General features: G+C 49.2%; 1 pseudogene. It reads right to left on the bottom strand.

The annotated features are described in order from the left end of the window. Positions 1 to 96 precede the first annotated feature (96 nt). A pseudogene (locus tag NE473_RS31385) lies at positions 97 to 299 on the bottom strand (AraC family transcriptional regulator); the annotation flags it as partial.

Below are 299 nucleotides of genomic sequence, written 5' to 3'. Positions count from 1 at the left end.
GCAGGCGGAACAGGCGCATAAGCAGCTCCTTCGTATACAGCTCATATCCATACTGCTTCCCGTTAAAACACTCCAGCAGACTGACAAAGCACTCCTTCATCTCCTCATATCCGGCCGCCCCGGCTTTACAACAGGAAGAAAGCGCAGTTTTCCGGACTGAACCGGATTTAAAAACTTTATTGTACAGGCATCCGGAACCTGATAGCCCAGAAAATCAAGATGGAACACAAGGCTGTCCGATACCATACTCTTTCCCGGCATCTCATGGGCGGAATGCAGAATATGCGGAGAAATCAGAA

Origin of the sequence: Hungatella sp. SL.1.14, assembly GCF_024460495.1 — a bacterium.
GTDB lineage: Bacteria > Bacillota > Clostridia > Lachnospirales > Lachnospiraceae > Hungatella > Hungatella hathewayi.
Note: the sequence above shows the minus strand (reverse complement) of the source record. Positions and strands in the feature narration are given on the sequence as shown.